General features: G+C 68.4%; 9 protein-coding genes. 3 read left to right on the top strand and 6 right to left on the bottom strand.

The features are described 5' to 3' along the window. Together DQP56_RS19165 and DQP56_RS19170 are read right to left on the bottom strand one after the other, a co-directional pair. On the bottom strand, positions 1–1,842 hold a 1,842-nt coding region (locus DQP56_RS19165; RefSeq protein WP_112688136.1), incomplete at its 3' end, for an SDR family oxidoreductase. Between the two features lie 43 nt (positions 1,843–1,885). Next, positions 1,886–2,602, bottom strand: a complete 717-nt coding sequence (locus DQP56_RS19170) for a histidine phosphatase family protein (protein WP_112688138.1) — start codon at positions 2,600–2,602, stop codon at positions 1,886–1,888. 91 nt (positions 2,603–2,693) lie between these two features. Between DQP56_RS19170 and DQP56_RS19175 the strand changes: the two genes are divergently transcribed. Continuing rightward, the gene (locus DQP56_RS19175) at positions 2,694–3,563 is read left to right on the top strand and encodes a MaoC/PaaZ C-terminal domain-containing protein (protein ID WP_112688140.1); all 870 of its coding nucleotides are present in this window, start codon (positions 2,694–2,696) and stop codon (positions 3,561–3,563) included. 45 nt (positions 3,564–3,608) lie between these two features. Here DQP56_RS19175 and DQP56_RS19180 read toward each other — a convergent pair whose 3' ends face one another. Continuing rightward, entirely contained in the window at positions 3,609–4,991 is a 1,383-nt protein-coding gene (locus DQP56_RS19180) for an acyl-CoA dehydrogenase family protein (protein ID WP_112688142.1), read from the bottom strand. A gap of 40 nt (positions 4,992–5,031) precedes the next feature. Further along, the gene (gene otsB / locus DQP56_RS19185) at positions 5,032–6,138 is read right to left on the bottom strand and encodes a trehalose-phosphatase (protein ID WP_112688151.1); all 1,107 of its coding nucleotides are present in this window, start codon (positions 6,136–6,138) and stop codon (positions 5,032–5,034) included. A gap of 72 nt (positions 6,139–6,210) precedes the next feature. Here otsB and DQP56_RS19190 point away from each other — a divergent pair, with 72 nt between their 5' ends. After that, positions 6,211–7,083, top strand: coding sequence for a universal stress protein (locus DQP56_RS19190; protein WP_112688144.1), 873 nt, complete (start codon positions 6,211–6,213; stop codon positions 7,081–7,083). A gap of 9 nt (positions 7,084–7,092) precedes the next feature. Here the strand turns inward: DQP56_RS19190 and DQP56_RS19195 are convergent, their stop codons facing one another. Both DQP56_RS19195 and DQP56_RS19200 read right to left on the bottom strand, forming a co-directional pair. Then, positions 7,093–9,987 (bottom strand): MMPL/RND family transporter, encoded by a 2,895-nt coding sequence (locus tag DQP56_RS19195; RefSeq protein WP_112688146.1) that lies wholly within the window; start codon positions 9,985–9,987, stop codon positions 7,093–7,095. Beyond that, positions 9,984–10,415, bottom strand: a complete 432-nt coding sequence (locus DQP56_RS19200; protein WP_112688148.1) for an MmpS family transport accessory protein — start codon at positions 10,413–10,415, stop codon at positions 9,984–9,986. The genes DQP56_RS19195 and DQP56_RS19200 overlap by 4 nt, the downstream gene beginning before the upstream one ends. A gap of 113 nt (positions 10,416–10,528) precedes the next feature. Here DQP56_RS19200 and DQP56_RS19205 point away from each other — a divergent pair. Then, positions 10,529–10,870 (top strand): PHP domain-containing protein (locus tag DQP56_RS19205; RefSeq protein ID WP_114475781.1); only part of this gene is annotated, 342 nt, incomplete at its 3' end.

Here is a 10,870-nt window from a genome sequence, read left to right on the forward strand (position 1 = left end):
CAGCAGCCGGCGCGCCAGCCGCGGGGCGATGTAATTGCCTGCCTCGGCCAGGGTGCCCAGCGGGGTGTCGATCCGGTCCGGCTTCTCGATCAGACCGCGCACCACCATGGCGGCCGCGTGCTCGGGGCTGATCGCCCCGACCGGCAACAGCTTGCCCGTCGGCGCGATCATCGGCGTGGCCACCAACGGCATGTGGATGGTGGTGAAGGTGACGTGATCTGAGAGCGTCTCGGTCGACACCACATCGGCGAACGCGTCCAGCGCGGCCTTGGTGGGCACATAGGCGCTGTAGCGGGGACTGTGCGCCAGCACCCCTTCGCTGGAAACGTTGACGACGTGGCCGAACCGGCGTTCCCGCCAGTGCGGCAGCAGCGCCAGCACCATCCGCACCGCGCCGAAGTAATTGACCGCCATGGTGCGCTCGTAGTCGTGCAGCCGATCGGTGGAACTGGCCACCGAGCGGCGAATCGACCGGCCGGCGTTGTTCACCAGGTAGTCGACGTGGTCGAACCGGCCCAGGATGTCCTTGACGGTGTGCTCCACCGATGCCGCATCGGTGACGTCGCAGCTGAACGCGTGGGCTTGCCCGCCCTTGGCGCGGATCTCGGCCACCAACTCATCGAGCGCCTCGCCGCTGCGGGCCAGTGCGAAGACGACACCGCCGCGCTCGGCGACCGCGATCGCCGAGGCCCGGCCGATGCCGCTGGACGCCCCGGTGATGACGACGTGCCGGCCGACCAGGGGTCCGGCCGGATCTCCGCGGCGGGCGCGGTCGGGATCCAGCTGCTGCGCCCAGTATCGCCACAGCCGAGGCGCGTACTCGGCGAACCGCGGTACCTCGATACCGGTGCCCCGCAACGCCTCCCGGGTGGCGTCGGCGACGAACGTCGGCCGCAGGTTCACCAGGTCGAGCACCTCGGCGGGCAGGCCCAGCTGGGTCGCGACCATGTTGCGCCACACCCGCGCCCGGCCTCCCACGTTGAGCACCGGGGCCGCCACCGCGCCGGGCAGCTTGGTGCGCAGCGGCGGCAGCCCCGCCTCGGCCGCGACAGCCCGGTAGATGTCCGGCAGCCCAATGGATTTCGGCGCCGTCAGGTGGAAGGTACGCCCGTCGCACCCGTCGGCGTGCATCAACTCGACGAGCGCGTCGACCACGTAGTCGACCGGGACGACGTTGGTGCGTCCGGTGTCGGGCAAGGCCATCGGGGTGAGCCGGGGTAGCGCCGCCAGTTTGGCCAGCAGCGGGAAGAAGTAGTACGGGCCGTCGATCTTGTCCATCTCCCCGGTGCGCGAATCACCCACCACCACCGCCGGGCGGTAGATCCGGTAGCGCAGCCCCGGCGTCGAGCGCACCAGCGCTTCGGCTTCGAACTTGGTCTGGTGATACGGCGTCGGCAGCGCCTGGCCGATGTCGAAGTCGGCCTCGGTGAACTCGCCGGCGTAGTCGCCGGCCACCGCGATCGACGAGACGTGCGCCAAGGTGGCATCGAGCCGCTTCGCCAGCCCGATCACCGCGCGGGTGCCCTCGACGTTGGCGGCCTGCTGTTCGGCCGCGCCGGCGGTGATGTCGTAAATCGCCGCACAGTGCAGCACGTGGTCGATGCTGCCGAGCTCGTCGATCACCGTGTCGGTCAACCCGAGGTTCTCCGCTGTCAGGTCGCCGACCAGCGGTTTTACCCGCTCACCCCAGCCTTGGCCGGGTTGCGAGGCCAGCGCTTCGAAGCGGCCCAGCGACTCGCGGCGCACCAGCACCCACACCTGCGCGTCGGACCTGGTCGTCAGCAGACGGGACACCGCCCGTCGCCCGATGAATCCGGTACCGCCGGTAACGACATAGCGCATCCGGTCATGGTGGCCTGTCACGGCCACCACGTCAACCGTGGGCTCAGAACGCGCGAATTCCGTCCCAGTCCACCAGCTTCCAGCCGGTGCTCGGGCTGCCCTTGATCACCACCCGGCCGATGTTGGGCAGCGGGTGGTCGGTCATCAGCTCGTCCCGCGGGTTCCTGACGTTCATCAGCGTCCACGCCATGATCGACGCCGAGTGCGAGAACGCCACCGGATTGGCGTCTCCGCTGTCGTAGATCCGCTGCACGGCGGCGCTGAACTCGTCGTTGAACTGGTTGCCGTCGATCGAGCCGGGTATGGCCGCGGTCCGGTCACCGTGAATCCAGGCCTGCGGGGCCAGCAGATAGGTCGCGTTGACCACCGTGTTCTGCTTGTCGGCGAACCAGCCCGCGTCGATCTCCCGCAGCCCGGGCAGGACCTGCACCTGACGGCCGAGTTCGCGCGCCAGCGGCGCGGCGGTCTGCTGGCTGCGCGCCATCGAGGAGGCGTACACGCCGTCGTAGCGGTTGCGCGACAGCTGGTCCACGATCTCCTGGGCCTGCGCGCGGCCCTTCTCGGTCAACCCCGGGCCGGGCACCGTGGTGTCGATGATCCCGGCGGCGTTGGCTTCCGATTCGCCGTGGCGAATGAACGTCAAAGTGATGGTGCGGGTATGCGGTGTCCCCGAACAACCCCCGAGCACCAGGCCTGCGGCGAGGGCGGCGGCCACCATCGCGAATACCGTGCCGGTGCGGTTCCAGATGCGCTTCCCCATGGCGACAGCCTGCCGTGTCGGCGGTGCCGACGGGGCCGGTTCTGCTGAAATGGTGAGGCGAATCCGCCCATGATCGCGGTAAGGAGAACCCATGGCACTGGATCCGACAGCCGTCGGCGCGACCACCGATCCGGTACTGGTCGAATGGACCGATCGCGACACCATGCTGTATGCGCTCGGCGTCGGCGCCGGGACGGCCGACCTGGCGTTCACCACCGAGAACAGCCACGACATCCCGCAGCAGGTGCTGCCCACCTTCGCCGTGGTCTGCTGCCTGGGCTTCGCGGCCGCCGGCAAGATCGGCACCTTCAACCCGGCGATGCTGCTGCACGGCTCGCAGCAGGTGCGGCTGTTCGCGCCGCTGCCCGCCGCCGGAAGCCTGCAGGTGGTCGCCGAGGTCGCCGACATCCAGGACAAGGGTGAGGGCAAGAATGCCGTGGTGATGCTGCGGGCACGCGGCACCGACCCCACGACCTCCGAGCCGATCGCCGAGACGCTGACCACGCTGGTCATCCGTAAGGCCGGTGGTTTCGGCGGGGAGCCGGGGCAGCGGCCGGTGGCCCCGCAGATTCCGGATTCCGAGCCGGATGCCCGCGTGGCCTATGCGACCCGCGAGGACCAGGCGCTGCTGTATCGGCTCTCCGGCGACCGTAACCCGTTGCACAGCGACCCCTGGTTCGCCACCACGCTGGCCGGTTTCCCCAAGCCGATCCTGCACGGGTTGTGCACCTACGGCTTCGCCGGCCGCGCGCTGGTCGCCGAACTCGGCGGCGGCGACGCCGAGCGGGTCACCGCGATCACGGCACGCTTCACCGAACCGGTGTTCCCCGGCGAGACGCTGACCACCTCGATCTGGCGGACCGAGCCGGGCAGGGCGGTGTTCCGAACCGAGGCCGCCGGTCCCGACGGCGTCAACCCGCGGGTGGTGCTCGACGACGGTGCCGCAGAGTACCGGGGCTGACCGCCCGTTGCGGACTTCCGGCGCCCAGGGCTCCCAGCGCACGGGCTACGGGCGCGGGGGTCGCAGCACTTTCATCGCCAGTCGCATCACCGGATCGGGGATCCGGTCCTGCATCGCCAGTGCGGCGCTGGCCGCGCGGGTGCGAATAGGGGTGCCGCGGCCGAACATCCGGTTCAGCGGGCCGCCGGACGGCTCGATCTCGACATGCAGCGGCGGAGCGCCTTCCGAGGCGCCCAGCGCCTGCGAGATCACGATCCGCTGTATCTCGCTGGTGCCCTCGAAGATGGTGTACAACTTGGCATCCCGATACCACTTCTCCACCGGGTGATCGGTGATGTAGCCCCAGCCGCCCAGCGTCTGAATCGCGCGTTCGGTGGCCCGCACCGCGACCTCACTGGCCGCCAGCTTCGACATCGACCCCTCGCCGCGGCCGAACGCGATCCCGTTGGCCGCCATCCACGACGCCCGCCAGGTCAGCAGGCGCGCGGCGTCGATCGCGGTGGCGAGCTCGGCCAGCGGAAAGGCGATGCCCTGATTGTCGATGATCGGTCCGCCGAACGCGACCCGTCGGGTCGCGTAGCCGGTGGCGTATTCCATTGCGGCGCGGGCAATCCCGATCGCCTGCGCAGCAACCATCGGCCGGGTCTGCTCGAAGGTGCCCAGCGTCGCCGACCTCGACGACGTGCCGCCGGCAACGGCTTCGCGGGCCTTGGCGAGCTTGTGGTCGAGCTTTTCCTGACCGCCCAGCAGATTGGCCTGCGGTACCCGGACGCGATCGAAACGCAGCTCGGCGGTGTGCGACGCCCGGCAGCCCAGCTTGTCGAGTTTGCGCACCAACTCCAGGCCCGGGGTGCCGCCGGGCACGATGAACAACGCCTGCCCGCGATGACCGAGATCTTTGTCCACGACGGCATTGACCACGTGCACGTCGGCGATGCCGCCGTTGCCGATCCACATCTTGTGCCCGTCGATTACCCAGTCGTCGCCGTCGCGGTGGGCCGTGGTGCGCAGGTTGCGTACGTCGCTGCCGCCTTCGGGCTCGGAGATCGCCAGGGCCGCGAGCTTGAGGTCACCGGGCGTGCCGAAGCATTCCGGCGCCCATTCCAGCAGCTGTTCGGGGGAGGCGGCCTGACCGATCGCCGAGAGCGCCAGCGCCGGCATCACGATCGCCAACCCGATTCCGGCGCAACCCCAGAACAGCTCCTCCATGAACATCGGCATCGACAGGCCCGTCGAGTCCCCGATCAGATCCCGGTAGAACAACGGGCTGTAGAAGCCCTGCTGGGCGGCTTCCTCCAACACCGGCCACGGGAACTCCTGCCGCTGGTCGTAGTCGAGGGCGACCGGACGGATGACGGACTCGGCGAACTGATGGGTGCGGCGCGCCAGATCGTGCTGCGCTGCGGTCGGCCTGAGATCGAAGGTCATGGGCAGGAGTTGCCCGTTCGCCGATCGGCCAAACGTCCCGCTACCCGGCGCCGAGCCTGCCGGCCAGTTGCGCGGTGAACTCGACGACCCGGGCCGGGCTGTCCAGTGCGAACCGGGCCGCGGTGGCGCGGTCGCCATCGTCACTGTGCCGCACCAGGATTCCGGCGCCTGCCAGATCGGCGACCGCGTCGAACGCGTCTTCGTCGGTGATGTCGTCGCCGAGGAACAGCGGTGTCACAGTGCCCAGCCGCTCCAGAATCCAGTGCAGTGTGCGGCCTTTGTCCCAGTCGATCTCCGGGCGCAACTCGATCACCTCGCGACCGGTCGTTACCCGCAGGCCCAACCGCCGCCCGGCGTCGCGCACCGCCGCCATCGCCTCGCCGACCCGGCCCCGGGCCGCGTTGCGGTAGTGCACCGCGACGGCGAATCGCTTGTGCTCCACCACGACCCCCGGTATCGGGCCGATCTGCTCGCGCAGCGACGCGGCGGCACCGGCCAGCACCGGCACCGCGTCGGCGGCGGCGTCGTTCTGGTGGTGGGCGCCGTCGGGACCGGTCAGCTCGAAGCCGTGACTGCCCGCATACCAGATCCCGGCCAGGCCAATCCGCGCCCGTACGTCGTCCAGGTCCCGCCCGGACAGCACCGCGACCGGGCAGCGGGCGGCCAGCGCGGCCAACGCCTCCACCGCACCGGCGACCGGTCGGGCCGCGTCGGGATCCTCGACGATGTCAGACAGCGTGCCGTCGAAGTCGAAGAACACCGCCGGATGGGTGAGCTCGCTCAGCTCCGGCGCCGTCATCGCGTCGGCCAGCGCCGACATCGGCCGATCACCGGTACGCACCTCGATCTGGCCCGGCTCGGCCACCACCGCGTCGCCGCCGTCGGTTCCCACGCCGACGACCAGGGCGAAACCCGCGCTCCGCGCGGCGGTTACGTCCGCGTCGGAGTCGGTGAGCACCACGCTGCGGCCCGGCCGCACACCCAGCTCGGCGGCAGTGGCCACCAGCTGCGCGCTCGATGCCACCGGTTGGGTGCGCAGCCCGGCCTGCTGCAGCCGCTGGGCCAGGGCCGTGGCGAGTGCTTCGGTGTCGGCGCCGAGACAAAACAGCACCGCGTCGTGCCGCCGCGGGTCGATCGTGATGGGCAACTTCTGATCCGCCTTCCTCCAGCTGGACGCTTGGCTGGTCACCACGGTGTCATACCGCTTAGCGTGGGGGGGGTGAACCCCGCAATCCTGGTAGGTGTCGACGGATCGCCGTCGTCGAACGCCGCGGTCGAATGGGCGGCGCGCGCCGCCGCCTTGCACAACCTGCCGCTGACGCTGGTCCACGTGCTGGCCCCGCCGGTGGTGATGACGTTCCCCGAGACGCCGATGCCGCCGGGCTACACCGAGTGGCAACAGGAGCAGGGCGAACGCCAGCTGCGAGAAGCCGTCGTAATCGCCGAGACGCAGGGCGAAAACCTGCGGGTCGACGCCCAGCTCGTGGTGGGGTCGACGGTTCCGATGCTGGTGGACGCCACCCGCGACGCCGCCAGGCTGGTGGTCGGGTCTCGCGGTCACGGGCTGCTGCGTCGCAGTCTGCTCGGCTCGGTCAGCTCGTCACTGGTGCGGCACGCGCACTGTCCGGTCGTGGTCGTCCACGAACCCGACCCGGACAGCGACCCGCACTCCGACACCGCGCCGGTCGTGGTCGGCATCGACGGCTCTCCGGTGTCGGAGGCCGCCACCGAACTGGCGTTCGCGGAGGCGTCGTTGCGGGGAGTGGAACTGGTGGCCGTGTACGCCTGGCACGACAGCGGCATGCTGGATTTCCCCGGCATCGACTTGGCCGCGATGGCCTCGGACGGGGAGTTGGCCCTGGCCGAGCGGCTGGCGGGCTGGCGGGAGCGCTATCCCGACGTCACGGTGCGCCGTGTGGTGGTCTGTGACCGGCCGGCCGACCAACTCATCGAGCAGTCCAAGCAGGCGCAGCTGGTGGTGGTGGGCAGCCATGGCCGCGGCGGCTTCACCGGCATGCTGCTGGGGTCGGTGAGCCAGGCGGTGGTGCAGTCGGCGCACGCGCCGGTGCTCGTCGTCCGCCCGCAGCAGTGACGCCCGCGGTCAGCCGCTGCCGACGGAGACCGGGGTCGGCGCAACCTGCTGGGCGATCGGGCTGGGCCGCGACCACACGCGCTGCGGCCACCAGAACCAGCGGCCCAGCAGCGCGGCGATCGACGGCGTCATGAACGAGCGGATCACCAGCGTGTCGATGATCAGGCCCAGGCCGATGGTGGAACCCACCTGACCGATCACCCGCAGGTCGGAGACCAGCATCGACATCATGGTGAACGCGAACACCAGACCGGCCGAGGTGACCACGGAGCCGCTGCCGCCCATGGCGCGGATGATGCCGGTCTTGAGCCCGCCGTGCATCTCCTCCTTCATCCGCGAGACCAGTAGCAGGTTGTAGTCCGACCCCACCGCCAACAGGATGATCACGCTCATCGCCAGCACCATCCAGTGCAGGTGCAGGCCGACGATGTGTTGCCAGAACAGCACCGATATCCCAAAGGAGGTGCCCAGTGACAACAGCACGGTGCCGACGATCACCGCCGAGGCCACGATCGCCCGGGTGATCAGCAGCATGATGATGAAGATCAGGCACAGCGATGCGATGCCCGCGATCATCAAGTCCCAAGCCGACCCGTCCTTCATGTCCTTGAACATGGCCGCGGTGCCGCCGAGGTAGACCCGGGAGCCCTCCAGCGGGGTGCCCTTGAGCGCCTCGTGCACGGCGCGCTTGATCGGTTCGATGTGGCTGACGCCCTCCGGAGACATCGGGTCACCCTCGTGGGAGATGATGAACCGCACCGCATGCCCGTCGGGGGACAGGAACATCTTCATGCCGCGCTTGAAGTCGGGGTTGTCGAACGCTTCGGGCGGCAGATAGAACGAGTCGTCGTTCTTGGAGTCGTCGAACGCCTTGCCCATGGCGTTCTGGCCCTCCATCATCTTCTCCATCTGCAGCTGCAGGCCCTCCATGGTGGACTGCATCTTCAGCTGGGTGACCCGCATGTTCTCCATGGTCTCGATCATCGGCGGCATGATCTCGAGCATCTTGGGCATCAGCCGGTCGAGGTTGTCGATGTCGGGCAGCACCAGCTCGAAATCCTCGGTCATCGCGTCGATGCCGTCCATCATGTCGAAGATCGACCGGATCGACCAGCAGATCGGGATGTCGAAACAGTGCGGCTCCCAATAGAAGTAACTGCGCATCGGGCGCCACATGTCGTCGAAGTCGGCCATCTCATCGCGCAGTTTCTGGATGTCGTCGAGCATGATGTGCATCTTGGTGGCCATGCTGTGGGTGGTCGCCGACATCTCGCGGGTGACCTCGAGCATCTCTTTCATGCTGTCGACGGAGACCTGCATGTCCTCGCCCATCTTCAGCATGTTGCGCATGCTGTCGAGCTGGTACTTCATGTTGAGCTGCTGGGTGGTGCCCTGCATGCTGATCGCGAACGGGATGGTGGTGTGCTCGATCGGCGTGCCCAGCGGCCGGGTGATGGTCTGCACCCGTCCGACACCCGGCACCTCGAACACCCGTTTGGCGATCCGGTTGATGACCAGGAAGTCGGCCGGGTTGCGCAGGTCGTGGTCGGCCTCGATCATCAGCAGTTCCGGATTCATCCGGGCCTGGGAGAAATGCCGGTCCGCGGCGGCGTAGCCGATGTTGGCCGGCACGTAGTCCGGCATGTACTCCCGGTCGTTGTAGTTGGTCTCATACCCCGGCAGGGTGAGCAGTCCGACCAGACAGACCCCGGTGGTGGCCACCAGCACCGGACCCGGCCAGCGCACGATCAACGCGCCGAGCCGCCGCCAGGCGCGAATCCGCATCGCCCGCTTGGGCTCGAGCATCCCGAAGCGGCTTGCCACTGCCACCACGGCGGCACCGAAGGTCAGCGCCGCGAACGTCACCACCACCATGCCGATCGCCAGCGGGACACCCAGTGACTTGAAGTAGGGCAATCGGGTGAAGGACAGGCAGAAGGTCGCACCGGCGATGGTCAGCCCCGAGCCCAGGATCACGTGCGCGGTGCCGTGATACATGGTGTGGAACGCCGACTCCTTGTCCTCCCCGAGCGCCCTGGCCTCCTGATAGCGGCCGAGCAGGAAGATCGCGTAGTCCGTCGACGCGGCGATGGCCAGCGTCACCAGCAGGTTCACCGCGAACGTCGACAACCCGATGACGTTGTAGAAACCGAGCACGGCCACGATGCCGCGCGCGGCGCTCAACTCGAACACCACCATGCCCAGCACCAGCAGCACCGTGCCGATCGACCGGTAGAAGTTCAGCAGCATCACGATGATCACCGCGAACGTCAGCGCGGTGATCACCTTCAGGCTCTTGTCGCCGGCGATGTGTTGATCGGCGTTGAGGGCGGCCCCGCCGGTGACGTAGGCGTGCACGCCGGGCGGTGCGGGAGTGTCGGCGATGATCTTCTGGACGGCCTTGACCGACTCGTTGGCCAGCGTCTCGCCCATGTTGCCGGCCAGGTACACCTGCACGTAGGCGGCCTTGCCGTCCGGGCTCTGCGACCCCGCCGCGGTCAGCGGGTCACTCCAGAAGTCCTGGATGTGCTCGACGTGCTCGGTGTCGGCCGCCATCTTGGCGACCAGCTCGTCGTAGTACTTGTGCGCCTCATCGCCGAGCGGCTGGTCGCCTTCGAGCACCACCATCGCCGAGCTGTCGGACTTGAACTCATCGAAGGTCTTGCCGATGCGCATCATCGAGATCATCGACGGGGCGTCTTTGGGGGCCATCGATACCGCGCGCATCGCGCCGACTTCGTCGAGTTGCGGCACGATGACGTTCACCACCACGGTGATGCCCACCCAGATCAGAATGAGCGGCACCGCCAGCCGGCGGATCCATGTCGCGATGGCGCCGCGGTGGGGCGGCTGCGCCGCGGGCAGCGTTTCGGTCGGGGTGTCGTCGCTGATGTGTTTGCTCATCCTGATTTCACAATGCAGAAGGTCTGGGCGCTCACCGGGCTGCTGGAGATTCGCTCGTCCTTGAGCTCGCCGTCGATGGTGACCCGGCAGCCGATGGTGCTGCCATCACCTTGCGCGACGATGTTGGGGCTCACCGCCGGGTTGGTGGTCGACAGTGTCAGCGACCACGGCAGGCTGGCGCCGTCGACCCGCTGCGGCGTTGCCTCCAGGTCCAGGTAGTTGATGTCGGCGTAAGTCCCGTCCGGGCTGAAGATGTCGTAGACCACCACCTTGGGATGGAACGGCTTGGTGTCCTCGAACGGCGCGGCACTGCTGCCGCTGTCATCACCGCCGAAGTAGCCGCGAATCCGGTGCACCACGAACCCCCCCACCAAAAGAACCATCACGATGAGTAGGGGTAACCACGCGCGTCTGACAACGCCGAACATGAAAGCAGTGAGCCTTTCGCATCGTGTCGGAACCTGACACAGATTAGGGCATCAAAGTTCTTTTTCACACCCAACCCAGCCGCTTCGTACATACGTTCGATAGATTGTCGGATATGGGCTGGGGAAACGGCCCGCCGAGCTGGGCGGAAATGGAGCGAGTGCTCGATGGTAAGCCTCGTCACACCCGGGCAGCCGGTATGCCGGCTGATCGCGAGCCGACGGAGCCGCGGCCCGAGCGCCCGCCGCCGGTCGGCCCGACGGTTCCCTATGCCGAGTTGCACGCGCACTCGGCGTACAGCTTCTTGGACGGGGCCAGCACCCCGCAGGAGCTGGTCGTCGAGGCCGCCCGGCTGGGCCTGCGGGCGATCGCGCTGACCGACCACAACGGGTTATACGGGGTGGTGCGGTTTGCCGAGGCGGCCGCCGAGCTGGATATGGCGACGGTGTTCGGCGCC

The organism is Mycolicibacter senuensis (genome assembly GCF_003284925.1).
Lineage (GTDB): Bacteria > Actinomycetota > Actinomycetes > Mycobacteriales > Mycobacteriaceae > Mycobacterium > Mycobacterium algericum_A.